The following is a 24,694-nucleotide window of genomic DNA, read 5'->3' as shown; positions in this document are numbered from 1 at the left end:
CACCGCGGCCAGGAAGAAGGGCTAGGTTTTGCTTACAGAGTCAAAAAGCTTTGCAGAGCCCGGTCTGCGAGATAAGGCAGATACTCATGGCCGTATTCGTGATAGACTAATAATTCTTTGGGCGCCGTAATCTTGTTATATGCGGCAAATTGTGTCGATGGCGGACAAACCGGGTCCATCAGTCCGGTGACCCATAATACTTTCCCTTTTATGCGGCCTGCCAGATTTTGAATATCGATGTAACCGAGCCGGTTAAAAATGTCCTGTTCACGCAGATGATGCGGGTCAAAGAAGCGGAAATAATAGTTAAGCTCCTCATAGGCGGACACGGTTATGTTTGCTTCCCATGCCCGCTTATAGTCGGAGAGAAACGGATAGACCGGCACCGCTATTTTGATCCGGGGCTCCAGCGATGCACAGGCAACTGTAAGGCCGCCGCCCTGGGACAGTCCGAACGCACCGACGCGTTCCGGGTCCACCTCCGGCATGGCCATCAAAATACGCGCCGCCATGGCTGTATCCAGAAATACATTCCGGTAGTACAGGTTATCCGGGTCAGGATCATCTATTCCGCGAATGATATGACCGCGGATCGTCGTACCCTGAACCGTAAGGTTATCCTCGGACATTCCGCCCTGGCCGCGGCAATCCATAGCCAGTACACTGATGCCGTGCGCCGCATATCCTACCTTCTCCATCCAGTCGCCGCTGTCGCAGGCATAGCCGTGGAACATGACAACACCCGGTCCTTTTCCGGCGGACGGCAGCTTCGGTCTTACATATTTACAGTGTATTCTGGCTCCGCCTACACCGGTAAAATACAGATGAAAGCATTCCGCAAGTAGACTGGTAAATGCTGCAGGCACCAGCTCATAATCGAGAGGCTGGGCATCCAATTCATTTAAAGCGCGCTCCCAGTACCGGTCAAAATCTTCCGGCTTCGGGCTGATCCCTTCATAAGCCTGCAATTGGGACAAAGATCGTTCATTCATGGATATTTCTCCTTATGTCCGGCTCAGATTTTGCCCAGCCCGGCATCGTCACCGACTTCTTCATGGGTATCAATGACATAGCTGACGATTTCCTGAACAGTGGTATAGGCTACGCCTACATAAGTATCTGCAGCCCCATAGTAAATGGCGATCCGGCCCGTTTCCGCATCGGTAAGGGCTGCGCAAGGGAACAGCACGTTATTAACAAAGCCTCTCTCCTCATACCATTCTTCGGGTGTAAGGACGAAGTTTCTGGAGCGGTATTTGACTCTGGATGGCTCGTCCTTATCCAGGATTACTGCCCCCATGCTGTAGACAAGGCCGTTGCAGGTTGTAGTTACGCCATGATAGAACATCAGCCAGCCTTCACTCGTCTCAATCGGCGCCGGGCCGCCGCCGATTTTGGTGCTCTGCCACCAGCCTTGTCCGCCCTTGGTCATGACATGACGATGCTTACCCCAATAGACAAAGTCCGGGCTTTCGCTCAGGAACACATCACCGAACGGTGTGTGGCCGCTGTCACTCGGACGGGACAGCATTACAAAATTACCGTTAATTTTTTTGGGGAACAGTACCCCGTTGCGGTTAAACGGCAGGAACGGATTTTCCAGGCTGACGAAGGTTTTAAAGTCTTGTGTCCGGGCTACCCCGATCGCCGCTCCGTAAAAATCGGTACACCAGATGATATAATACGTATCTTCCACTTTAACCAGACGCGGGTCATAAGCATAACGCGGTGCGTACGGGTTGCCTGCTTCGTCAATGAACAGAATCGGCTCATCCGCGATCTTCCAGTCCAGGCCGTCGGCACTATGCCCCATCCGGAGATGAGGGCGGGTCGTGTTATCCTCTACACGGAACACGCCGAGGAAGCTGCCTTCGTAAGCAATCACGGCACTGTTAAAAATCCGCGCAACCCCTTTGGCCGGATTCCGTTTGATAACCGGGTTATCATTATGTCTCCACACCGGATTGTCATTGCCGGCAGGTCTGTCCTGCCAGGGGATATTCGGCAGACTATTTCCAATCAGTTCTACTTGTTTCATCTTTTTTTCTCCTCTCAAATCTGGTTCTGCTTAAACATGCCTTATTTAACCGAGCCTTGGGCAAACCCGTTGTAGATATATTTTTGCAGGGAAATGAAGGCAATCAGCGTAGGGATAATGGCAATCATAATCGCCGCACAGATAACCTCCCATTGTGAGCCGTAAGGACCCTTGAATTTAAAAAGCGCGGTGGAGACAACCTGGAGGCTGCTTTTTGGCATATACAGAAAAGGGGTATAGAAGTCGTTATAGATGTTGACCCCCTTCACAATGATGACCGTAACAATGGCAGGACTCAGCAGCGGCAGAATAATTCTCCAGTAGATCGTCCAGTATGAGGCACCGTCGAGCATTGCTGATTCATCCAGCGACTCGGAGATCGAGTCCAGGAACTGCATGAAAATATAAACTGCTATAATGTCCGTCCCCAGGTACATCAGGATCGGCGCCCAGCGTGTATTAAACAAATCGAGCGAGTTAATGATCTGAAAGGTGGCGACCTGTGTCGTTACTCCCGGAATCAGGGTAGCCAGCAGAAAAGCGCCCATCAGCAGCTTGCTGCCTTTGAACTTGAAGCGGGCCAGAATGTAGGCCATCATCGATCCGGTCAATGTTGCTCCTGCAATAGAGATCAGCACGATAATGATGGTATTCATGAAGCCCAGCAGCATGTTGCCGTCAACAAAAGCCTTGGTGTAATTGCTGAAATTAAGCCAGTTCTCCGGCAAAGTAAGCGGACCGGTATTGGCGTATTCGGCATTCGTTTTGAGTGAAGCGAAAAAGACCACAATAATGGGTATAAGGGCGGCAAGAGCTCCAAAAACCAAAGTAAGATATTTAAAGAAGGAGGCTGCGCTGTATTTAAGGGTATGCATCTCTTACTTCTCCTCCTTTATCAGAACACGCTGCAAAATAGTTACGATGATAACAATACCCAGCAGAACCACTGCCATTGCCGAAGCAAGACCCAGCTTGCTGTATTTAAAGGCCACATCGACGGTCTGAATGACAAAGGTACTGCTGCCGTTGGAACCGCCGGTCATGACGTAAGGAATTTCAAATACGCCGATCGCTCCGCTTACCGCTAAGATCAGATTGAGCTGCAGAATTCGCTTGATGCTAGGCAGAATAATATGTCTGAACTGGTGCCAGCGGTTGGCGCCGTCAATCTCCGAAGCTTCATAAATATCGCTGCCGATGGATGAAATGGCCCCCAGGAAAATGATAAAGTTCATCCCCATGTATCTCCACACCGATGCAAACGCAAGTGAAATGTTAATCAAATGCGGATTCAGCAGCCACTTCTGCTGCCAGGCCCCGAGGCCTGCCAGATCGAGCAGCGTGTTCAGGGTCCCTTCCGGCTTGAAGAAGAACAGGAAGATAAAGCCGATGGCCACACCGTTAAGCAATGTAGGAAAGAACAAAATGCCTTTGAACCAGTTCTTCAATCTGACGTTAAAGCTCAGAATAGTCGCAAAATAGAGCGCCAGCCCCATCTGCACAAATGTAGCAAAGAAGTAATACAGACTGACTTTAAATACGGCAAAATACTCCGGTCTCGTAAAAATCGTCTTATAGTTGTCGAACCCGACGTACTCCATGTTTTTGCTGAAGCCGTCCCAGCTTGTGAAGCTGTATTGGAACATTTTAAATACAGGCAGATATGAGAATGTTAACAGCAGGACAACCGGAACTAGCGAGAATAAAAAAATAATTAAAATACGCTGATTTTTATAACTTAAGTTGGACACTCTCTCCACACCTCCCAGGAACAAACAGATGCTACTAACTCCAGATCCTCACAAACACGGCAAAAGTGAAGGGGAAAATGCGCCAGGCGCATCCCCCCGATCTCTTGACTCTGTCTTCACTCCTGCGTTAATGAATTTCAGCTTCTATTCCGGTATTTATTGGGCAGCTGTAACTTTCGCTCTTGCCGCTTTCCATTTGTCGTTCAGATCCTTCATGATGTCATCATAGGAATCTTTGCGGTTGCCGATTGCTGCTTCAATAATGACTTTCTTGAAGTCAGGCTGCCAAAGCCCGATTTCAGCTTCCTTGTCAATCGCATCCACCCAGCCTTCTTCACCCTCTTTGGCAGGGGTAAGGGTATCAAAGGTAACCTCTGTACCTTCAAATTGCTTCAGAATTTCCGGAAGCTCGGCGCCTTTAACAGGACTCATGCCGCCGCCTTCAGTTGTCGGATAGCCGGATTCATTAATGAACCAGTCAACCCATGCTCTGGCTGCCTCTTTGTTTTTACTGTGGATACTGATGCCGAGGTTATAATCGTCAGCCAGAGGGACAAGAACCTTCTCTGCATTGGTAGGGAACGGCATGAAGCCCACATCATCAGGATTGGTGGCTAAGCCCATAACCTGGCCAATCGCCCATGAGCCGAGTACCATTGTTCCGATTTTACCGTTGGCCAGGTCAGCCTTGGAGGATTCCCAGTCGGTAGTTGTCGGGTCTTCTTCAATTAGGCCATTTTTGGCAGCATCATACATTACCTTGTACAAATCATAGTGAGGCTGTCCCTGCACAAAGTTATCATCTGTAGCGACCTGAGCAATATTTACATAGTCGCGGTTGCCGGCAACCGTCGCCAGAACGGCTTCCCACTGGGTCAGCGTCCAGCCTGCTGCGTAATTGGTATACAGCGGAACAGCATCCGTTTTGTCTTTGATACTCTGCAGTGCGGTCATGAACTGATCAATCGTTCTTGGAACCTCAGTGATGCCTGCATCTTTAAATACCTGTTTGTTATAGATAATCCCCGAAAAGTTAACAGTAATTGGAATACCGTAGGAAATCCCGTCCACTGTACGTTCCTCTAGACCCGTGTATTGCTGCTCAAGATCAGCCTTTTTGCCCAGCGGTTCGAAGAAATCCGGAAGGTCCTTGATGGCCACACTTGTCGGCAGCAGAAGCACATCACCGTAATCATCTGTACTCATACGGATCTTGATCTGGTCCTCGTAAGTGGAGAGCGCTTCAAAGTTCACTTTGACATCCGGATATTTCTCATTAAATTTAGCTGCGTAATCTTTGAATACGGTATCAACAATGTCTGTTCTTTGCGTAATTACGGTGATATCACCTTTAATATCCTTTGCCCCATCTCCTTCGGGAGCTGCCGTTGCTGCCGTACCGGCCCCATTATTTCCGGCATTGGTTGCTGCAGCATTATCTGCATTATTGTTCGATGAACAGCCTGCGAATAAGCCTGCCATCAGTGTCAACGCTGCTAAACCGGTAATCGCTTTTGTTTTTTTCATTGTTAAAACCCCTCTCTCCATTCAAACATCATAATAACAAAATAATAACTTTTTAATGACAAACAACAAGCAACCAACAGTCATAAAAGGATCATAAATGCTTGTCCATCCTTTGAAAGCGTGTTGTTATCGCTTACAAACACATTATAAAACGTAAAAAGCTCGAAAACGATGGTTTGAATTGTTTTTTCTGGTCTTCTATTTGTTATTTTTGTTTTTGTTATTAGTACTTTTTATGCAAATAAAATAGAAAAAGAGGGCTGTCCGCCCTCTGGTGATAGCTTTCCCTATTCTGTTCCGGCTTCAGAAGCCTAAACTCTAGGATTCCTGCAGCCGCTTTTATAATCCTTTGGCGTCACACCGCATATTTTCTTGAACAGCTTGTTGAAATATACCGGATCACTGTAGCCGACCTTTTCGGCAATCTCGTAATTTTTGAGATCAGGCTGGCTGATCAGCAGTTCTTTGGCTTTGGCAATCCGTATGCCGATCAGATAATCTGTAATCGTCTGACCTGTCTTATATTTAAACAGTCGGCTAAGATAACTGGCATTCATCCCGACTGTCTCTGCCAGACGCTCAAGCTCAAAGATATGTCCGTATTCCTTTTCAAGAATAGCTTTGGCCTGCTCGACTACATAATGTTCTCCGCCTTCGGAAGTCTGGGCTGCCGGCTGCTGCAGTTCGGTTAAGTTAGTTTGTTTATTCTCCTCCACCCGCTTCAGCAGTTCATACAGCTGTGCTTTTTCTATCGGCTTAAGCAAATAATCCAGCACGCCAAAACGTATCGCCCGCCGGGCATAGTCAAAATCACTAAAACCGCTCAGCACCGCAATCGGCAAATCCTTCATCCAGCCTCTGGCCTTTTCAATCAGCATAAAGCCGTCCATCCGGGGCATCTTGATATCCGTAATCAGCAGATCAATGTCCTCCGCTGTTATAGTCGAAAGCTGGTTCCATGCTTCCATGCCATTGCCGTGCGAACCGATAACCTCTACTTCCAAATCCATTCTGGAAGTAATTTTCTCAAGCCCGCGGCGGATCACTTCCTCATCATCCGCAATCATGATTCTGATCACTTAGAAAATCGCCTCCGGTTGTTTTACATGCGCAAAATGATGGCGCTGCCATTTTAATTATAGGCCTGTTGTCTTCAATATAAAATGTGTTGTATAGCACTTTTATAGTCTTGTCTTTACCTTACATATTCGCCTCTTGTAATCCGGCATAAAAACCGTTATAACTTAATTGTGTTTTGTTATCGCTAACATAACATTTTATCAATAACTTTGCTATTCTGTTATTTGTTATCTTGCAGAGTGAGAAAAGGAGACAGTGTAATGACAACAGTATTCGAGGAGCGCAAAGCCCTGTTAACCGGACGTTACGAGGCACTGATTGCCCGCAAAAATGAGAAGCTGCCTTTCGGCAACGGGATCTATGACCGTTATCAATATCCGCTGCTGACCGCAGAGCATGCACCATTACTCTGGCGTTATGATTTTAATCCTGAGACCAATCCATATTTCGCCGAGAGAATCGGTGTGAACGGTGTGTTCAATCCGGGTGCGATTGAACTGGACGGCAAATTCTACATAGTAGCCCGTGTGGAAGGCAACGACCGCAAGTCCTTCTTTGCTGTGGCTGAGAGCAGCAGCGGGGTAGACGGCTTCCGCTTCTGGGATCACCCGGTTGTCCTGCCTGAGACCGAAATTCCCGATACCAACGTCTATGATATGCGTCTGGTCAAACACGCCGACGGCTGGATCTACGGGCTGTTCTGTACTGAACGCAAAGACCCGGAAGCTGCACACGGCGACCTGTCCAGTGCTGTAGCCCAGTGCGGCATCACCCGCACCAAGGATCTCAAGACCTGGGAACGGCTGCCCGATCTTAAGACCGGCTCTGCCCAGCAGCGCAATGTTGTCCTGCACCCTGAATTCGTCGAGGGTAAATATGCCTTCTACACCCGCCCTCAGGACGGCTTCATTGACGCAGGCTCCGGCGGCGGTATCGGCTGGGGCCTGTCTGACACCATCGAGAATGCTGTCATCACCAGCGAAACAATCATGGATCAGCGCTACTATCATACAATCAAGGAAGTAAAGAACGGACAAGGTCCGGCTCCGATCAAGACGGCCCGCGGCTGGCTCCACATTGCTCATGGCGTGCGCAACACAGCCGCCGGTCTGCGTTACGTGCTCTACGCCTTCCTGTCCGATCTGGAGCAGCCTAACAAGGTTACCCATACACCCGGCGGCCATTTCATCGCCCCTGACGGCGAAGAACGTGTCGGAGATGTATCGAATGTAGTGTTCTGTAACGGTGTTATTGCCCGCGACAATGGAGAGATTTATATCTATTACGCTTCTTCGGATACCCGCATACATGTCGCTACCACCACAGTAGACCAGATGCTGGATTATGTGCTGAATACCCCGGAAGACCCGCTCCGCTCTTATGCCTGCGTTCAGCAGCGCATTGAGCTGATAGACCGTAATCTGCAGCAGTAATCTGTAACCTATGAGCATCCACAAAGACGGCCCCGGCAGAATTATCCTTCTGTCCGGGGCCGCTTTTTGGGCTCAATGGCCTTTTTTGGTTTAACCGCTGCACCGTTTAAGGCTGAAAGGAAGCGGGTTGCCCTTCACGGGCTTCCTTCCATCTTTCATTAAGCTCATCAAAGGATTTCTGCAGATCCGGTGCGGCAATCAGCTCCTGAATGTAGTCCCCGGTCGCAAAAGAAAGCTTCGAGCGGTTAGCCATATCAATAAATGCGTCTGTCTGTACCACTGCTTCCACCAGCTCAGGATGATAAGCATTAAATTCTGAATACTGTTGCATAGAAGGCTCTGATGAACCGTCTACCGGAAGAAAGCTCTCTGCAGTATAAGCCGTTTCCTTCACCAGAAAGTTCACCCAGGCCATCGACAGCTCCTTATTTTTACTGAATTTGCTGACACCTATAAACCAGTCGGGATTCAGCGGGGCATAGTGTGTCTGGCCGTTATCATAAGGAAACGGGAAAAAACCGATATCCTCCGAAGCAGCCCCGGCATCAAGCACCTGGCGGATCGTCCAGTTCCCGCTCAGGTACATCCCGGCTTCCCCCTTGGCCAGCCTGGTTTTGGAAACCTCCCAGTTGTTCGAGAACAGCTCATCCTCCACATATCCCCTGGCAACCAGTGTCCGGGCGATACCGAGCGAGCGCCCCCATTCGTTATCGGTCTGCCAGGGATTGTTGGTATGAACCATTTCATTCAGATATTCTGGATCACCGGTCATATAGTTGACCATATTATTGCCCCATTCCCGGAGCGGCCAGACCGCGCCATAATTCATGTACAGCGGTATAATGCCAGCCTGTTTCAGTTGGGCACAGATTGCGTAGAAATCATCCAGAGTCTGCGGAATTTCCGTGATGCCCGCCTGTTCAAACGCCTTCTTATTGTAGATGATCCCGCTTGTAGTTGTTCCGGTAGACAAACCATACCGCTTACCGTCAAATGCGGCAAAGCTTTTGAACCTCTCATCGGCGGACATCTCTGTACTCATGGGTTCAAAAAAATAGCTCAGCTCCTTCGCAGGCAGATTAACCGGCAGCAGCAGCACATCCCCGGCATCCTTAGTGGACAGCCGGACCATAATATCTGTAGCATAGTTGGATAACCCTTCAAACTCCACACTAGCCCCGGGGTATTTCCTTTTAAACTGGTCGGCGTAACCCTGCATCGTGCCATTCTCTATCAGGTCAATCCGGTTTGTTAGCATAAGAATGCTGCCGGACAGGCTTGCCTGTTCATGATCTGCAGCTGGTGCAGCCGGGATTGCCTGTTTACTGCCCGTTTTGTAACATCCCGCGGAGAATAGGATAAGGAGAAGCAGCACGGTATGCAGCGGCCAATGCCCTCTAGCCTTCTTCAATCCTGATCGCCTCCTTCTGTATCTGATATGCTTTCTTTGCGGTACAAGGGAAGCGGCAGTGAGAGGATTACATCCGTTCCCTCCCCTTGCTTACTAAACAGCTCAATACCATAAGCTGCACCGTAGTTAAGCTGCACCCGCTGATGAACATTTTTCATGCCGATTCCGCCGTTAATGCTCTTCTTGTGAGGGGTCTCCCGCTTCAAATCATCTTTCAGCTTATCCAGGGTCTGCTGATCCATTCCACAGCCGTCATCGCGGATATGGAACAGCAGTTTATGTGCTGTGAATTCACATCTGATGCTGATATGCATGTGCTCCTTGCTGTCATCCAGTCCGTGATAGGCGGCATTCTCTATGATCGGCTGGAACACCAGCTTGATAATGTTGTAATCATTTAATTCTTCAGGAACATCAATCTGCAGCACAAATCTTCCGGGATAACGGCAGTTTAACAGCTCCACATAGTTGCGGACATACAAAAGCTCCTGCTTCATTGTTGTTTGCCCGGTTAATTCGCCTGTGCTGTAACGCAGCAACTTGCCCAGAATCGAAATCATATCGGCCGCTTCCACATCATCGTTAATTTCCGCCGTCATCCGTATGGATTCCAATGTGTTATAAATGAAATGCGGGTTAATCTGGCTCTGTAGGGCATGAAGCTCCGCCTCTTTCTTTTGCTCCTCAATCCGGTAAATATCCTGAATCAGCTCCCTGATGCGGGCGAGCATCCGGTTAAACTGATGACCCAGCAGCCCGATCTCGTCCCGCCGCTTCACAAGAAAGTTTACATCAAGATCCCCGTTCTGGACCCTCTTCATCAGCTGGATCATTTGCTTCAGCGGTTTAGTGAGTGCGAAGGACAGCACAATAGAAATAATTAACGCCACGACAATAATAATCAAGGTAGCCAGCAAGGTTGCATTGCGGGTCAGCTTGACATCACGGGTCAGCTCATCGACAGGAATAGAAATAATCACCTTCCAATTGGTCTTGGCCGAACTGGAATAGATATTAAGCCGCTGCTTGCCTGACACTGTATCATAAAAGCTCCCGGCCGCTCCCTGAGCATTCCGGAACAGCATAGTTTGCGAAATATCCATCGTCAGCAGCTTCTGGTCACTGTCATAAACGACTTTACCGTCCTGATCCACGATCAGGGATTTCCCCCGGGTTACTTTGTCCAGTTCAGCTACCTGGGTCTCCATATTGCTTATATTAGCCTCTACCGCAATCAGCCCGATAGGATTCCAGAGACCGTCAACAATTTTCCGGACTACAGTATAGGCATATCGTGTACTCTGAAGGTTAGTAGTATAGGCCTGGGTGCCAAAAAGCAAAGCTTCACCACTGGAATCCCTCGCCTGCCGGCTCCAGAATTTGTAGCTCTGATCCAGATCCAGCCGGACTCCGCCGTCTTTGGCAGAATAATAGCCGTTTCCATATGCGTCAAAAATATAGACCGAGTTCGTACCCCGTTTAATATTGTTGATAAAAGAGATATTGCCTTCAATCCCACGCTGGATGGACAACAGCAGGTCAAAGTCTCCCGGTGCAACGGTCCTGCCGCCCGTGTCGCCTACAACCCCGCTGTTCTGTTCATGATAGCGGTTGGAGGCTATCAGATTTTGCTTGATCTCGTTCACATAAGCGGGCATGGAAGAAATCCGTTTCATATCTTCTATGTAGTCGTCGATCCCGTCCATCATTTGATCAATCAGCTTCTCTGAATAAGCAACGGTATTGGCTTCAATCGACTCGGAATAGCTCTTATAACTGATTATGCCGATAATGGAAAGCGGCAGTGTAACAATAACCAGGAAGACCAGCAGCAGTTTGCGTTCCATGCTCATGTCTCCAATAAAGGGCCACCCGTTGAATTTGCCTTGTTCCTTCATTAGTCTTCCCCTTCTTGGCTACATACTGATTGAGTATAATCATAGTAACATTAAATGCCCTTTCATTTCTCACGGAGGAGTGAAAGGGCATTATGGTTCACTAATGTAAGCGATTTAATTATTATCATAACAGTTCGTTTTTCACAGAAACAGGGGCTGTGTTTACATTTCTAGTGCTCTATTTGTATTTTGAAAGTAGACACAAATGCAAAACAGCGACTCCCGGTAGCGGGAAAATCGCTGCTCTGCTTAAAGCCGCAAATTTTGCGGCTTTTTATGATTTTGGTTTTTACTGCATTTCTCACTTTTTCAATTTGCCCTTAATCCTTTAAAATTCTCTGTAAAAATCATTCCGCATTTCCGATACTGCAAGGTAACACTCTTTCCCCTCCAGCAGATTTGCCGGAACCCTCCAGGCTTCTCCGTAATAGTAGCTGTCCGCCACTAATTCTCCATCCGCATAGATCTGTGCAGTATCACCGTAATAATCAAGGTTTACGAAGCCTTGGGAGCCTGTAACCTTTATTTTCTGCCAGGTGATCTTGCGCTCCCCGCCGATATGCAGCTCCTCTGCGTACTTAGGATCAAAAGGAGCATGCTCCACAGGTTCGAGTGTGATCGCAGGTTCAGTATAAGGCTTCTCGGCCTTATGATATTCAAAGCTCCCGCCGTTCCAGTGCCAATACCCGAAACTACCTTCGGCAGCGGATCTGATTTCGCCGTCAGCCTTGTACAGATCGCTCTCCTCGCCTACAAATACTTCTCCATCCAGTTTGCGCAAATATTTCGCCTGTTCCCAAGTGAGCGTAACTACGGTAATGCCGTTCACCTGGAATCCGGATGCGAGTCCTGCTTCAGGCGTGAACCTCTGACCATTCTCAAACTCATATTCCGCAGCAATACCCGGAATCTGCACAAAGAAATAGCTATCGCCTTGTCTGCACAGCGGCTGGGCTGTCGCATACTTCAGGATATTGCCTGACAGCTCCATCTTGAACGGCATAAAGAAGCTGACATCACCGATAACATCAATCGGCGGGAAGGTGACGGTTCCTGTATCAATGACCGCTCCCCGGACATCTTCAAGCTGCGACAGCCGCTGGTAATGGTTAATAAAAACAAAGCCGCTTGTACCATCTGTACGCATCACATACCGCAAGGAAGCTGTATCATCCCGTTTCACCGTTTGCTCGGCCTCTACCCTGGTCATAGGCGCCAAGGTCTGGTCCCATTCCTGCACAAACAGATGCAGCAGATTCAGCAGCCGGTACTGCCCGCGCACCTCGCCATATTCGGAGAGAGCCGTCTGAAAATCATAGGACAGGATCGGATAATCGTTCGGATACCCCGTTGCCTTCGACTCCTGGAACGTAGACAGCTTGCCGATCTGATTCGTCCCGCCGTGATACATGTAATACCCGATCAGGTTGTTGCCGTCACCAAGCTTCACAAGGGAAATGGCGTAGATATCCATCTCGCGGATAATCGGTCTGCGGTGATGGGTTACCTGCAGGCCTCCGCCGAGCTCACAGGTTGCAAAAGGATAACGCTCGTACGGCAGCTGCCATTCGCCGTCTTCTTCGCTGCCCCGGGGAAGGAGATCTGCTCCGATGCCTGTATCATTACGCATACCGGTAAAGAAGTAATGAGGTGACGGCGGAAGCGGATTCATATGTTCTTCCCATGGAGCTTCACAGTAGCCCCCGAATACAGGAACCACTTCGTCTACAGGAATCTTGGCACCGGAGACTGCATTCCAGCCCGTTACCGTATAAAGAGGGGCAATCATCCCACACGCTATGGCCAGCTCTTTCAGTTTAGCCAGATGTTCGGCATCATTCGTCAGCTCGTTCTCTAACTGGACGGCAATGATATTCCCCCCATCCTTATAAAAGAGCCCTTCCACCTGCTCGGCGATCTTCTCATACAGAATCGTTACCTTCTCCAGGTATTGCGGATTATTCTCGCGCAGCTTGAACGGCTTCGCAAGCAGCCAATCCGGATATCCGCCGTTTCTGCATTCGCCATGCGCCCAGGGACCGATCCGCAGGACAACTTCCAGGCCTGCCTTCTGGCACTCCAGTATAAAAGCACGCAGATCATTGTCGCCGGAGAAGTCGAATACACCCTCAATCTCCTCATGGTAAATCCAGAACACATACGTAGATACAAGTGTTATACCGCCTGCTTTCATTTTGCACAGCTCATCATACCAGTCTTCTCTGGCACATCTGGAATAATGGAATTCACCTGTTACCGGAATGATCGGCTTGCCGTCCCGGGTAATATATAAACTCGTTACATCGATTGTCTCTCCAGCCGGGTTATCTCCTCCAAGCTTTAAATGATTGCGGAGGATTTCAGGCTGCTTGTAGTTTTTAAATGTATACACTTGTAATCTCCCTCTCTGTAGCTTCCCATCAAAGATAACCCTAATGTAACGCAGGCCTGCGAACAAGCCAATCGATCATCTTCGGCTAAGCATGGATTATATTCTTACGTATCTGTCTCTTCCTGGAGCCCTCTTGGCTACATTGCCATTGTAACGCAGAGGATAACGGGGCTGTTAGGATTATAAGACTTAAAAACTAGTATAGAATGAACATTTCCGGTAAGGGCGTATGTAAAAATCAGCTGCACTCTGCACAAAAACAGCCCGCCGGCAAAATCCCGTCAGGCCTATTCTGCTCCTTATTCCGCTTCCGTAAAAATCTCCTCCAGCACTCTTCCGTCGCCGTGAGAAAACGCAACACCCAGAATCCGGCCCATTGTCGGCGCGATGTCAACCATCTCCAGCTCCCCAAAGGCATAGTCCTGCCTGATCTGCCTGCCGGAGACGACGATGTTGCAGCGATAGCCGCTTTTATCGGGCGAATAGCCATGGGTGGCATAACGGATGCCGTGTGCCTCCAGATCAACAACCAGCGGTTCATCCAGGCTTTCGTCGAAGCTATAGCCCTTCCTGGCCTCCAGCATGATATTGGCAGCGTGACTGGCATGCAGCGAGTCCAGCTTATCTCTCGTATACACCTCTTCAACGCCTGACGCAGCATCCTCCATATACTCTTTTACCGCTTCAAGGGCCAGCCGCTCCGCCTCAGCATCCCCCGGCCGTATATGCAGGTAGGCCGAGCCGCCGCCGCACTGGAAGTATGCGCGCCATTTCCTGTCGCCGTTCTCTTCATAGATCAGGCCCTTGTCCTGCAAAAGCTTGTTCAAATGCACCTTGTACCGCACATTGAACTGGCCGTGATCCCCGAGCACCATAATCACCGTATCGTCCTTGATCCCGGCATCCTCGACAGCCTGCATAATCTCGCCCAGCCTGTTGTCCATCCGCAGGATAACCTGATTCACTTCCTCGCTGTCAGTTCCGTACTGGTGTTTGGCATCATCGAGATCGATCAGATGCAGCATCAGCAGGTTCGGCTTCCGGCGCCTGATCGAATCCGCGGCACACTTGGCGGTGAAATCATCCAGATAAGGCTGCTCTATCCCCTGCCTGATCTTTCCGTGCCTCAGCTCCATCTGAATGCAGAATAACGGGCTGCCGCTGCGGAGCACCTTAAGCGCCTGATTCTCCCCCTTCAAGGCTTTGATCTCCGGGATATTATATTGAATGGATGACTTGCCGGACACCGGCCAGAGTATCCCTGCCGTGCTCATCCCGGCCTTCCGCACAGCATCATAAATCGTCGGAGCCTTGATCGCCTCGCGGAACCAGAACCAGTGCTGATCCTCCTCCGGGACGAACGGCTGCAGCGGATTGTTATGATGAATCCCGTGCCTGGCCGGATAAACTCCGGTAGCTGTAGTGGTATGAACGACATAGGTTAGCGTCGGATATACGCTGCGGAGCCGGTTGCTGTAAGCACCGCTCTTCATTAATTTAGCCAGATTAGGCTGACGGCTCGCCAGCTCCCAGTTGTCCTCCGAAAAGGCATCGTAGGAGATGACGATCAGATGCTTCGCTTTTGGCGTAAGCGCCGTGTTCGGTTCCATATTAGTTCCCCTTAGGCAATGTGATAAAGATAAAGAATCCGATCAGAAACAGCGGGATAATCGACAATATGCTGTAGCTGGCGTTGCCCGTCAACGTAGTGGTCAAAGCCATCAGGGCAGGCCCGAGGATCGCGGCGAATTTTCCGAAAATATTGTAAAAGCCGAAGAACTCATTGGAGTTCTCCTTAGGAATGATTTTGGCGAAATAGGACCGGCTGAGTGCCTGAATCCCTCCCTGGGCAGAACCGATCAGCGCCCCCAGAACAAAGATATGCCACACGGACGAAATAAAGAAAGCTGCAATACAGGAGATGATATATGTAAAAATACCGGCGATGATCATCGTACGCGCGGAGTATTTTTTGGCCAGGTTACCGTAAAGAATCGCACACGGAAAAGCAATAATCTGAATGACGAGCAGAATCCCCAGCAGCGTAAAGGTGTCCATGGCGTCGGCCCCAAGCACGGAGGTTGCATACGGCACTACCATCTTGATAATCGTATCGACTCCGTCTATATAGAAGAAATAGGCAAGCAGGAACACGAACACGATTTTGTGCTGGCGGATGTTAGCGAAGGTAACGGCTAAGCGTTTAAAGCTTTTGGCAACAGGCTTCGGCTCCGGTTCAATGTAATATTTCTGCTTCACATCCCGGATCATCGGTACCGTCAGCAGTCCCCACCAAAGCGCCGTAATGATGAACCCGATCTGGTAGCCGATGGCCTTATCCATCCCCAGGACAAAAATCAGCAGCAGACTGATTCCGAACGGTATTACGCTAAAAATATATCCGAACGCAAACCCTCTCGTTGACACCTTGTCCATCCGCTCATCCGTAGCAACATCCACCAGGAAGGAGTCATAGAAAATATTGGCCCCGGCGAACCCGATCGCTGACAGGATGTAAAAAGCAACCAGCAGCTGCCACTGCCCGCTGTCCGGTGAGACGAACGCCAATGAAGCCGTAGCCAGGATCCCTAACGCCGCGAAAAACATAAAAAAGCGCTTCTTCCGGTCCTTGTAGTCGGCTATCGTGCCCAGGATCGGGCTGAGTACGGCCACCAGTATACTGGCGATGGAATTGAAGTAGCCCAAGTCCATGCTGCTGTCCACACCCTTGAACATGCCGAACACGATCGGCAGCAGCGCCGTCGTCACCGCCATCGAATACGCCGAATTGCCGCAGTCATACAGAATCCATGATTTCTCCTCTTTGCTCAGCTTCATCTGATCTTCTCCTCTTTATAACCGAATGTTTCTGTTATATCACGTGAAGATATGGAGCATGTTAAGCCGGTGTAAAATCGTGGAAGCTGCCTTGTTTCAGTACTCCCCTTTGATCACAAAAAAAGACCCGCGGATCGTTCCGGCCAGCTTCGATTTCTGCCGCGCAAATTTGAACTTCTCCTCCAGCTCCTTAGGCACTTCCATCCCCTCGGACAGCTTGAAGCCGACCGCCCGTTTCTTCGGATCATCCACAGTATACATTACATTAATAGCAAGGCCGTCCTCGTAGAAGACATAGGTGAACCGGATATTTTCCACCTGAAAGCTTGAGGTTTCCAGCGGCTTGGCGGCAAATTCAATATTTCGCTCCTCCTTCAAAATCCGGTTCACATAATCAAGATTTGCCTGGCTCTCAGATGCCGGTACAGTTGCGAATTCATGCTTGTACTTGTTCATAAAATAACGAGCTTCGTTCGCCCGCAAGCCGGCCAGCGCCTCCGCCACAGGGGATGACTCCAGCCCCACTGCAGACACCTCTTTAAAATCAACGGTATACGGCATGTCCATTCCTCGCTTTTCTCAAATGTGTATTCGTTTTCAATCAAATTTGATATTTACTATGATACCAGAAACTTGAATTTAAGAGTTAGTATTTACGCCTTTCTCAGCGCATAAACAACAAGCCAACACCCGGAGAAACGACCACATTTACATTGAAACTAATGGCTTGGTCATCTGGTTGGATTATCGTCACTTATTTAGTCCAAAATCGCCCTCCGTACGCGAAAACCGCAGAATTAAGTGTCTTTTATCCAACTAGCATCCGTCCTCCGGGTAGATAGTTACTAATTAGATAGCAAATTTCCACTTAGTGTAACCTGTCACACACCCTCTATGCTATAAGACGGCTACTGCCAGCGCACTTTCTCCACTCTCGCTTTCGCGTATCCCAACAAAAAGAACGCTCTCCATTCGGAGAACGTCCTACTCTAACTCCCTCTCTCTTCTCTAACTAGTACATTCTATTGCAGCGACTTTACCAGATTGGACCAGAATGCAGAGTAATGCTGCCAGTCCATGAACTCTGTTGAGCCCCAGTGCGGGGAACAGTCGCTGGCAAAAGCGGCGGTTTTGCCCTGACCGTATGTGCCTACGGTCAGGATAGCGTCGCCGTTATAGCTCAGCAGCTCAGCGGCATCCGGCTTCGCAGCCAGCTTGTTGTAGCCAAGCAGCCGCGGCCATTCGCCGTAGCCCACCAGCGGGTGCTCCTGCACCACTACCGGCGAGAAGCCGGCCGGCATTTCCACCCGGTCATCGCCCTGCTGCATCACTACCGGCAGCACCTCGGCCAGAACGGTGTTTACATAGTTCGCTTTACCCTCAATGCCCATAAAGGTCAGGTACCCGCCGACCATCAGCAGCCCGCCGCCTTCGGCCACATACTGCTTAATGTTGTCCAGCGCATTCGGGATAATCTGCATCTGGTAAAAGGTCGGGTTCTGCAGCAGGAACGTATTCGCACCCACATCACTGATCACGATGGCATCATAGGCTTTTAACTCTTCAAGCGACTGGGGGAAGCGGACCTGCACCTCATGAGCCGGCATATAAGTTACATCAATCCCTTCTGCCCGCAGACAGGACAGCAGATAAGTTGCCCCTTCCTCATATTTCGTTGAGGTGAAGCTGTCATATCCTTTGGTATGGATCATATGAACCACCCAGGATTCGCCGACAAATAGAATTTTCATGTTGTTATGGCACCTCCGTGTATGTTATAAAGGCCGTTGCAGCCGATTAATATCTGTCTTTAGGTCTTTTCACTAAGCCTTCCGTTATGCCTCTTCCGCACCGCACCAGTCGAGAATCGTCTTTGCCATCATTTTAACCGCCTGAATGACTTCAACAGTTGGCGTGAACTCATCACTGTGATGAGCGAGACTCGGGTCGCCGGGACCGAAGTTGATCGTCGGGATGCCGACATTGACCGGCCAGCCCATATCGGTATGGAAGCCGAGGCCTTCGATTGTTCCTTCCTCGCCAATCGCCTGCAGCGACTGGACACAGGTCTGCACGAACGGGTGAGCCACATCGGTTTCAGCACAGTCAGCATCGACCATCCACTCGATTTCGGGCAGATGCTCACTCAGCCACGGGTCCTGTTCAGCTGCTGCGCGCAGGAAGTCGGTCAGCTCCTTCTTCACATGGCCGCCGACCAGCTTCTCATCCCGCTCCGACGGCAGGTACTGGGCATTAAAGACGATCTCCGCTTCATTGGCAAAAGAGGTCGGGTACTCTCCCGCATTCAATTGTGCTACATGCACCTGGCAGGGAATAGACAGGTAGGGATGGGTCTTGCTTACAGCCCACTTTTCATTCAGCCGGTCGAACGCATCCAGGATGTACCGCGCTTTCTTGATAGCATCCACTGCTCCGCCATCCTTCCAGTCTGCCTGCGGCATTTCAATATGCCCGCTGCGGCCCTGGATTTTGATCTTGCCCCACAGAATCCCTCTGCATAACGGCGCGATGGTCAGTGAGGTCGGTTCAGTCAGGATGCAGGCATCCGCCCGGTAGCCGTGATGGATGAAATCCAGCGCCCCCATGCCTCCGGCCTCCTCATCGACGACAGTGCCCACGACAACCGGGCCTTTCAGCTTCAGGCCGCTGCGGAGCACAGCCTCGACCGCCATAATCATCGCAGCCACGCCGCCCTTCATATCGACAGTGCCGCGGCCGTACATTTTGCCGTCAATGATCTGGCCCTCAAACGGGTCTACTGTCCACTTCGAGCCTGCCATAACGACATCGATATGGCCGAACAGCAGGAGCGACTTGCCGTCTGTACCTTTCCCAAAGGTAGCTGCCAGATTCGGTCTGCCGCTAAAATCCCGTCCCGGATAATACCCGGCCATCCCCTCGTACTGCTTCAGGTCATCCGCAACCGGCTCCCACATTTCAATCTCGGCACCCAGACCTTCAAGCTTACGGGAGATAAACTCCTGCACATCCTTCTCTTTGGATGGACCCGGCTCATCGAAGAACCAGGGATTCACGCTGGGAATCTGAATCAGCTGCTGCAAAAAGGTGAGAATGTCGTCCTGATGTTCATCGATCCATTTCATTACCTGCTGTTCCTGTGCCATCGCGTATGCTCCTTTATGTTTTATCCGAACTTAACAGTATCACCGCCGGCAAAATCCACCCACGGATTAATCATCTCATCGCCGAACTTATCCTTCTTTTTCTCAATCGCAAACAGGTACCTTGCATCCTCAGCCGCCGGATAAGCAGGGCTGTGCCAGACGCCGCGGCCGATCACGATGGCCTGTCCCGGCCTGATCCTGAATGCCTTCACTGTAGCAGGATCAGGCTGCTCCTCCGGGTCGTCAATATCCAGACACCGGGCAACCGGCTGGATAATCTCCTTATCAAAGGTGAGCAGCAGCTCCTCGCGGCTGACATGCCGCTCCATTGCTGTCACTGTGAACCCGCGCTGCTTCGTGTCCACCAGGCCGAAGCCGATCGGCTCCGACACGTCGAGCATCTGGATATAGCTCCAGCAGTCCCAGCCGTCGCCGCTCTTGGACGGCTCCCCCGCAGGAATATCCACCACTTTTCCGTAAGGGGCAAAGCTTTCAGCCGTCAAATCTTCAATCATTATTGTATGTTCCATGCAAGCTGCCTCCTATAACAGCTCTGACTAGAAGTCAAAGCTGCCCACATTTTCGCTGGTCACTTCAAGTGTGCCGATGAATACGTTCTGGCCGTCTACCTTGACTGCCCCCACGTTCGGGATTTCCATACCGTCCGTAATTTCCTTGCCCTGAGCCAGCTGATCCAGAATGTATACAGTAGTGTAAGCCAGCTTGCCCGGATCCCAGATGATGTCGGTCTTGATCGTACCGCTCTCAATGTAGCTCTTCACAACGCTCGGCACAGCAATACCGGTAATGGCAATCTGTCCCTGCTCAATCGTGCCTGCCTTGACCGCCTGTTCAACTACCTCAGCAGCTGCCGGCGGTTCGCCGCCCGCAAAGCCGATGATCCCTCTAAGATCCGGATAAGTCTGGATCAGGTTCTGGGCATTGGCGTAAGCCTTTTGCTGATCATCGTCACTGGCTACCGTTGTTACCAGCTCAATGCCCGGATAGTTGGACTCGAAGTAAGCTTTTGCCGCATCCGATTTGGCAATCTGGTTCTGGGAACCCAGTCCCGCTACCATGAACGCGACCTGTCCTTCGCCGCCGATTTCCTCGCCGATCGTCTTGGCCAGCAGCTCGCACACTTCCTCATCAGTAGCAGGAGCTACATAATATTGGCGGTCCGTCTCGGGAGCATCGCTGTCCCAGGTCACGATCTGCACATCCTGCTCGGCTGCTTTTTTGAACACCGGACCCACCGCCTTGGCATCATTCGGCGATACCCCGATACCGCTCACCTTGCGGGTAAGCATATCCTGAATCATGTTGATCTGCTTGGAAGAATCCGCTTCAGTCGGTGCATTGAAGATCACCTCAACCCCCATATCCTCGCCTGCCTGGATAGCGCCTTTTTCCGCAGCCGCCCAATAAGCGGGCCCGATTGATTTCGGATTGATGAAGTAGGTTCTGGTGCCGGAAGCAGCCGCCCCGTCATTGCTTGAGGCCCCGGCATTATTAGCCGGAGAATTACCCGAATTCGCGCCGCAAGCAGTCAAGGTCAAAGCAAGTACGCCAGTCAATACAGCCAATGTCATTTTTTTCATAGGTTTCACTCTCCGCTAATTTTTTTATTGGCCACTGCGAGCAGCAGCAGCGCCCCCAGAATAACCGCCTGATACAGCACAGAAACACCCAGCAAATTCAGACCATTGCGCAAGAACACGATAATCAGCAGCCCGACAAAGGTGCCGGTAAGGCTCCCCCTTCCTCCAAAAATATGAGTACCGCCTATCAAAGTAGCTGTGATAACATCCAGCTCTATATTGGTACCCGATGTCGCTTCGGCGCTTGCCAGCCGTGACACCAGGAATACACCCGCCAGTGCAGAGAACAATCCGCTAAGCATGAAGAGAATAAACCGGACGCGGACTACTGAAATTCCGGAGAACCGGACAACCTCCTCGTTATTGCCGATCCCGTAAATGTAGGTGCCGAACCTTGTCTTTTTCATAAAAAAGTTGGCAATCAGGAACATAATGACCAGGATGATCGCATTAAAGGGAATTCCGGCAATGTACTCCTGTCCCAGAAAGTAAAAGGAATCCGGGAAGCCGCTGATCGGCCTGCCTTCATTGACGACATAGACCAGCCCGCGGAGCATGACCAGCATCCCGATCGTGACCACAATCGCCTGCATCCGGTGCCTGGCAATCAGATAACCGTTAATCGCACCGCACATCAGACCGGCCAGCAGTCCGAAGATCACACAGACCCAGATGTTATATCCCCGTTCAAAAGCAACCCCCATCGACACCGCAGAGAAAGCCAGTATCGAGCCTACAGACAGGTCCATCGCACCGGATATAATAATCATGGTCATCGGAATGGCGATCAGCCCGACCTCGACCATCTGGTTCAGCACATTCATGAAGTTGGTTACAGACAGGAAGTAAGGTGACAGGAAGCTGAATAGAATCAGAATGAACAGCAGCAGAATCAGCTGAACGAACAGCGTACCCGATTTGAACGGCAGACGGCTTGTCCAGGTTGTCATACCAGATCCCCTTCTTTCCCTTTATTTTGGCGGGCCCGCTGCAGCGTGTTGATCACGATGGCGAGGATAATCAAAAAACCGGTGGTTGCGTCCACCCAGAATGGAGAGACCTTTGCGATAATCAGCCCGTTTTTGACAATGCCCATAAACAGTACGCCGAGCATGGTTCCGGCAATCGTCCCTACCCCGCCGAAGATACTGCCGCCGCCGATCAGCACAGCTGCCATGACTTCAAAGGACAGGCTGTTGCCTGCTGTTGAGGCCTGGACACTGCCGACCTTGGCTGCAAAAATCACGGAGGCGATCCCGACCAGCAGTCCGGTTAACACATAGACCATAAACTTGGTCTTGGGGACGCTGATCCCGGCCAGCTTGGCTGCGGAGCTGTTGCCCCCGACCGAATAGATTCTCCGGCCAGCCCGGGTAAATTTCAGCAAATAAATGAAGACAGCAATCAGCAGGATGGCTACAAGGAGCGGAAACGAAATACTTGCTACCGTCCCTTGTCCGAAAAAGCGGAAGCCTTCGGGAAAATTGTTCATCCAGGTCCCGCCGCTGATGCCGACCGCCACGCCCCGGAAAATATACATCGTAGCCAGGGTGACAATAATGTCAGGAATTCGGCGGACAGCGATGAAATAGCCGTTAACCATGCCGCACAGGACGCCGATTACAATGCCGAGCAAAGCCGCTACAACAGGAGAAATCCCCTTGCTGAGAAACAGTCCGACCGAGGTAGCTGTTACCGCCAGGACGGAGCCTACAGACAGGTCCATTCCCCCGAGCAGAATAACCATCGTCATACCGATTGCCACAATGAACATGGTGATATTCTGGTCCAGAATCAGCTTGAAATTAGCAATTGCGAAAAAATCGGGTGAAATTAGCGAGAACAGTACGATTACGAGTATCGTGAAAATCATGATCGGTGCTTCATGCACATTTAAAATACGCTTCATATGGCAGCTCCTTCCGTCCGGGGATGGGAGGCCCGCTGCAGCAGCTGCTCCTGATCGGCTTCACCACGGGCAAATTCATGAACAATCTCCCCTTTGTACATCACGAGCACCCGGTCGCTTAAGCCCAGCAACTCCGGCATTTCGGAGGAAATCAGCAGAATGCTCAGCCCCTCCTGAGCCAGCCCGTGAATGATGCTGTATATCTCCGCTTTGGCGCCGACATCCACACCCCGGGTAGGCTCTTCCAGAATCAGAATGTCAGGCTTCGCAGCAAGCCATTTGGCGATGACCACCTTCTGCTGGTTGCCTCCGCTGAGGAAGTCCACACTCTGTCCGTCTCCCGGTGCCTTGATCCGCAGCTTCTCCATGTACTCTGCACTCACTTCACGGATAGCTTCACCGTCCAGCACCAGCCCCTTGGACAAACCGGGCAGTGTCGGAAAAGAGATGTTCTGCCTGATCGACATCGGCTTAATAATGCCCTGGCGGTGCCGGTCCGGCGGGACATAGGCTAACTTTTTAGCTTTGGCATCGCCGGGGCTGGCAATTTTGGCCGGCTTCCCGTTGATTTCAAGCCCGCCGCTTCCCCGTTTGAGGCCGAACAGCCGCTCGGCAACGGTATGCGACCCCGACCCCGGTATGCCGAACAATCCCAGAATTTCGCCTTTGTGCAGCTCAAACGAAATCTTGTGGCTGGCATCAAGCGATAGTTCATTCACCTTCAGCACCACTTCTGTGCCATGCGGCTGTTCCCGGACAGGGTACAGCTGCTGGACCTCCTTGCCGACCATCATCTGGATCAGGCTCTGCTCCGTCACTTCCCCAATCGGACGGGTATCAATTTTACGGCCGTCCCGCAGCACTGTGACCTTATCTGCAATCTCGAAGATTTCCTTCATCCGGTGGGAGACGTATACAATGGCTACCCCCTGTGACCGCAGCTTCCGCACCACTTCAAACATCTTTTTCACTTCATTCTCAGGGAGTGCGGCTGACGGCTCATCCATAATCAGCACATCTGCTTTGAAAGATAAGGCTTTGGCAATCTCGACCACCTGCTGGCTATGTACACCCAGATGCCGGACCTCCCGGCGGACATCAATCTCTCCGCCTCCGATGGAATCTACCAGCATCTGTGCCGCTTCAACCATTTTCGACCACTTGATCCGGCCGAATCTGCCAGCCATTTCGGGACGGTCAATGAAAATATTCTCCGCGGCAGACAGGTTGGTGAACAGATTGAACTCCTGGTGGATAATGGACACGCCCTGCAGCTGAGCATCCAGCGGATTGCCGAGGACCGCTTCTTTGCCTTTCAGCCTGATTACTCCGTTGGTCGGCGAATAGACACCGGACAGAATTTTCATCAGCGTCGATTTGCCGGCGCCATTCTCTCCCATCAGGGCGTGCACCTCGCCGGGATAGAGCTCAAAGTCGACATCCGTTAAAGCTTTGACACCCGGGAACTCTTTGCTGATCCCTTGCATGGACAGTACTGGCTTGCTCATGGTCTTGACCCCCTTCTTCATTCACAGTGCTGAAACCGGGTTTGCAGGTTGCTTTATCGAGATTAAGCGTTAATTCATAAAAGCGCATGGATACAGAACGGTAACGCCGCCGGTAAAAGCGGATTGAATAAGGAATTTAATTGTTTTAGGATTGCCTGTGGC

Annotated in this window: 20 protein-coding genes; 1 reads left to right on the top strand and 19 read right to left on the bottom strand. The window is 50.7% G+C overall.

Translation table 11 applies throughout. The annotated features are described in order from the left end of the window. Nucleotides 1-32 precede the first annotated feature (32 nt). The 6 genes from AC4G46_RS12495 to AC4G46_RS12470 all read right to left on the bottom strand — a co-directional run bounded on the left by AC4G46_RS12495 (nt 33) and on the right by AC4G46_RS12470 (nt 6,395). The gene (locus AC4G46_RS12495) at nt 33-992 is read right to left on the bottom strand and encodes an acetylxylan esterase (RefSeq protein ID WP_491128207.1); all 960 of its coding nucleotides are present in this window, start codon (nt 990-992) and stop codon (nt 33-35) included. Nucleotides 993-1,015: 23 nt separating this feature from the next. Continuing rightward, nucleotides 1,016-2,038 carry a glycoside hydrolase family 130 protein gene (locus AC4G46_RS12490; protein ID WP_491128206.1) on the bottom strand — a complete coding sequence of 341 codons (1,023 nt, stop codon included), beginning with the start codon at nt 2,036-2,038 and terminating at the stop codon, nt 1,016-1,018. Between the two features lie 41 nt (nt 2,039-2,079). Beyond that, nucleotides 2,080-2,913 (bottom strand): carbohydrate ABC transporter permease, encoded by an 834-nt coding sequence (locus AC4G46_RS12485; RefSeq protein ID WP_491128205.1) that lies wholly within the window; start codon nt 2,911-2,913, stop codon nt 2,080-2,082. A 3-nt stretch (nt 2,914-2,916) separates the two neighbouring features. Beyond that, on the bottom strand, nt 2,917-3,798 hold the full coding sequence (locus AC4G46_RS12480) for a carbohydrate ABC transporter permease (protein ID WP_491128204.1): 882 nt from the start codon (nt 3,796-3,798) through the stop codon (nt 2,917-2,919). 147 nt (nt 3,799-3,945) lie between these two features. Further along, the gene (locus AC4G46_RS12475) at nt 3,946-5,316 is read right to left on the bottom strand and encodes an ABC transporter substrate-binding protein (protein WP_491128203.1); all 1,371 of its coding nucleotides are present in this window, start codon (nt 5,314-5,316) and stop codon (nt 3,946-3,948) included. Between the two features lie 311 nt (nt 5,317-5,627). Further along, on the bottom strand, nt 5,628-6,395 hold the full coding sequence (locus tag AC4G46_RS12470; protein WP_491128202.1) for a response regulator transcription factor: 768 nt from the start codon (nt 6,393-6,395) through the stop codon (nt 5,628-5,630). A gap of 261 nt (nt 6,396-6,656) precedes the next feature. Here AC4G46_RS12470 and AC4G46_RS12465 point away from each other — a divergent pair, with 261 nt between their 5' ends. Next, entirely contained in the window at nt 6,657-7,829 is a 1,173-nt protein-coding gene (locus AC4G46_RS12465; protein ID WP_491128201.1) for a glycoside hydrolase family 130 protein, read from the top strand. Nucleotides 7,830-7,935: 106 nt separating this feature from the next. On the opposite strand, the gene AC4G46_RS12460 is transcribed toward AC4G46_RS12465, so the two are convergent. The 13 genes from AC4G46_RS12460 to AC4G46_RS12400 all read right to left on the bottom strand — a co-directional run bounded on the left by AC4G46_RS12460 (nt 7,936) and on the right by AC4G46_RS12400 (nt 24,532). Continuing rightward, on the bottom strand, nt 7,936-9,240 hold the full coding sequence (locus AC4G46_RS12460) for an ABC transporter substrate-binding protein (RefSeq protein ID WP_491128200.1): 1,305 nt from the start codon (nt 9,238-9,240) through the stop codon (nt 7,936-7,938). After that, complete coding sequence (locus tag AC4G46_RS12455) at nt 9,237-11,087, bottom strand: sensor histidine kinase (protein ID WP_491128199.1); 1,851 nt, start codon at nt 11,085-11,087, stop codon at nt 9,237-9,239. The genes AC4G46_RS12460 and AC4G46_RS12455 overlap by 4 nt, the downstream gene beginning before the upstream one ends. 379 nt (nt 11,088-11,466) lie before the next feature. Continuing rightward, nucleotides 11,467-13,530 (bottom strand): beta-galactosidase, encoded by a 2,064-nt coding sequence (locus AC4G46_RS12450; RefSeq protein ID WP_491128198.1) that lies wholly within the window; start codon nt 13,528-13,530, stop codon nt 11,467-11,469. Nucleotides 13,531-13,829: 299 nt separating this feature from the next. Next, nucleotides 13,830-15,140, bottom strand: a complete 1,311-nt coding sequence (locus AC4G46_RS12445) for an alkaline phosphatase family protein (protein WP_491128197.1) — start codon at nt 15,138-15,140, stop codon at nt 13,830-13,832. 1 nt (nt 15,141) lies between these two features. Beyond that, nucleotides 15,142-16,368: an MFS transporter gene (locus AC4G46_RS12440; protein ID WP_491128196.1), complete on the bottom strand. Its 1,227-nt coding sequence runs from the start codon at nt 16,366-16,368 to the stop codon at nt 15,142-15,144. A 96-nt stretch (nt 16,369-16,464) separates the two neighbouring features. Then, nucleotides 16,465-16,929 carry a DUF8821 family protein gene (locus tag AC4G46_RS12435; protein WP_491128862.1) on the bottom strand — a complete coding sequence of 155 codons (465 nt, stop codon included), beginning with the start codon at nt 16,927-16,929 and terminating at the stop codon, nt 16,465-16,467. A 461-nt stretch (nt 16,930-17,390) separates the two neighbouring features. After that, nucleotides 17,391-18,119 carry a glutamine amidotransferase gene (locus AC4G46_RS12430; protein ID WP_491128195.1) on the bottom strand — a complete coding sequence of 243 codons (729 nt, stop codon included), beginning with the start codon at nt 18,117-18,119 and terminating at the stop codon, nt 17,391-17,393. Between the two features lie 84 nt (nt 18,120-18,203). After that, complete coding sequence (locus AC4G46_RS12425) at nt 18,204-19,514, bottom strand: ArgE/DapE family deacylase (protein ID WP_491128194.1); 1,311 nt, start codon at nt 19,512-19,514, stop codon at nt 18,204-18,206. 20 nt (nt 19,515-19,534) lie between these two features. After that, on the bottom strand, nt 19,535-20,044 hold the full coding sequence (locus tag AC4G46_RS12420) for an ureidoglycolate lyase (protein WP_491128193.1): 510 nt from the start codon (nt 20,042-20,044) through the stop codon (nt 19,535-19,537). A 27-nt stretch (nt 20,045-20,071) separates the two neighbouring features. Further along, nucleotides 20,072-21,115 (bottom strand): autoinducer 2 ABC transporter substrate-binding protein, encoded by a 1,044-nt coding sequence (locus tag AC4G46_RS12415; RefSeq protein WP_491128192.1) that lies wholly within the window; start codon nt 21,113-21,115, stop codon nt 20,072-20,074. 5 nt (nt 21,116-21,120) lie between these two features. After that, nucleotides 21,121-22,065, bottom strand: a complete 945-nt coding sequence (locus tag AC4G46_RS12410) for an ABC transporter permease (RefSeq protein ID WP_491128191.1) — start codon at nt 22,063-22,065, stop codon at nt 21,121-21,123. Then, the gene (locus AC4G46_RS12405) at nt 22,062-23,024 is read right to left on the bottom strand and encodes an ABC transporter permease (protein ID WP_491128190.1); all 963 of its coding nucleotides are present in this window, start codon (nt 23,022-23,024) and stop codon (nt 22,062-22,064) included. The genes AC4G46_RS12410 and AC4G46_RS12405 overlap by 4 nt, the downstream gene beginning before the upstream one ends. Further along, nucleotides 23,021-24,532 (bottom strand): sugar ABC transporter ATP-binding protein, encoded by a 1,512-nt coding sequence (locus AC4G46_RS12400; RefSeq protein ID WP_491128189.1) that lies wholly within the window; start codon nt 24,530-24,532, stop codon nt 23,021-23,023. The genes AC4G46_RS12405 and AC4G46_RS12400 overlap by 4 nt, the downstream gene beginning before the upstream one ends. Nucleotides 24,533-24,694 lie beyond the last annotated feature (162 nt).

The organism is Paenibacillus sp. fava2, assembly GCF_058313675.1.
Note: the sequence above shows the minus strand (reverse complement) of the source record. Positions and strands in the feature narration are given on the sequence as shown.

Excerpts from the sequence above, each read along its gene's own strand:
- AC4G46_RS12495 (WP_491128207.1), bottom strand. The coding sequence starts at position 992 with ATGAATGAACGATCTTTGTCCCAATTGCAGGCTTATGAAGGGATCAGC.
- AC4G46_RS12490 (WP_491128206.1), bottom strand. The coding sequence starts at position 2,038 with ATGAAACAAGTAGAACTGATTGGAAATAGTCTGCCGAATATCCCCTGG.
- AC4G46_RS12485 (WP_491128205.1), bottom strand. The coding sequence starts at position 2,913 with ATGCATACCCTTAAATACAGCGCAGCCTCCTTCTTTAAATATCTTACT.
- AC4G46_RS12475 (WP_491128203.1), bottom strand. The coding sequence starts at position 5,316 with ATGAAAAAAACAAAAGCGATTACCGGTTTAGCAGCGTTGACACTGATG.
- AC4G46_RS12465 (WP_491128201.1), top strand. The coding sequence starts at position 6,657 with ATGACAACAGTATTCGAGGAGCGCAAAGCCCTGTTAACCGGACGTTAC.
- AC4G46_RS12455 (WP_491128199.1), bottom strand. The coding sequence starts at position 11,087 with ATGGAACGCAAACTGCTGCTGGTCTTCCTGGTTATTGTTACACTGCCG.
- AC4G46_RS12445 (WP_491128197.1), bottom strand. The coding sequence starts at position 15,140 with ATGGAACCGAACACGGCGCTTACGCCAAAAGCGAAGCATCTGATCGTC.
- AC4G46_RS12440 (WP_491128196.1), bottom strand. The coding sequence starts at position 16,368 with ATGAAGCTGAGCAAAGAGGAGAAATCATGGATTCTGTATGACTGCGGC.
- AC4G46_RS12435 (WP_491128862.1), bottom strand. The coding sequence starts at position 16,929 with ATGCCGTATACCGTTGATTTTAAAGAGGTGTCTGCAGTGGGGCTGGAG.
- AC4G46_RS12430 (WP_491128195.1), bottom strand. The coding sequence starts at position 18,119 with ATGAAAATTCTATTTGTCGGCGAATCCTGGGTGGTTCATATGATCCAT.
- AC4G46_RS12425 (WP_491128194.1), bottom strand. The coding sequence starts at position 19,514 with ATGGCACAGGAACAGCAGGTAATGAAATGGATCGATGAACATCAGGAC.
- AC4G46_RS12420 (WP_491128193.1), bottom strand. The coding sequence starts at position 20,044 with ATGGAACATACAATAATGATTGAAGATTTGACGGCTGAAAGCTTTGCC.
- AC4G46_RS12415 (WP_491128192.1), bottom strand. The coding sequence starts at position 21,115 with ATGAAAAAAATGACATTGGCTGTATTGACTGGCGTACTTGCTTTGACC.
- AC4G46_RS12410 (WP_491128191.1), bottom strand. The coding sequence starts at position 22,065 with ATGACAACCTGGACAAGCCGTCTGCCGTTCAAATCGGGTACGCTGTTC.
- AC4G46_RS12405 (WP_491128190.1), bottom strand. The coding sequence starts at position 23,024 with ATGAAGCGTATTTTAAATGTGCATGAAGCACCGATCATGATTTTCACG.
- AC4G46_RS12400 (WP_491128189.1), bottom strand. The coding sequence starts at position 24,532 with ATGAGCAAGCCAGTACTGTCCATGCAAGGGATCAGCAAAGAGTTCCCG.